Source organism: Vibrio sp. 10N.222.49.C9 (genome assembly GCF_041474985.1).
Lineage (GTDB): Bacteria > Pseudomonadota > Gammaproteobacteria > Enterobacterales > Vibrionaceae > Vibrio > Vibrio crassostreae_C.
Map to the genome: position 1 here is coordinate 24,394 of NZ_JBFRVD010000063.1, position 418 is coordinate 24,811.

Below are 418 nucleotides of genomic sequence, written 5' to 3' on the forward strand. Positions count from 1 at the left end.
CCACTCAGCCATCCCTCCAATGGCGCGTATAATATAAGGGTGGCTTTCGCTTGTAAATCCCCTTATTAACTGACTGCTTTTTTTATGAACGCTTTTTGGTGTTTTTGTTCTGAATGATTATTTATTGTTCGGTTTATTAAGAAGCCGACAAAATCTAATATTCAATAAGCCAAGTATTCCCAACTTTTGTTATACGTGAAGTGTTTCTGTGCTATTAAAAAAGAAAGTATCTAATTGGCTTGCAGGTAAAGTTATGAGGGGAGTGGCTTAGGCGCATGAACTTTTAGTTTAGAACGGTGAGATCGGAATTTAAAACTAGGTATAAAGTGAATGGGTTTGAAACTGGGACTGTAGAGAGTTTTGTTAGATGAGCTTTATATTTTAAAAAGCTTCAGATGCAAAAAAGCCGCTGATTTCT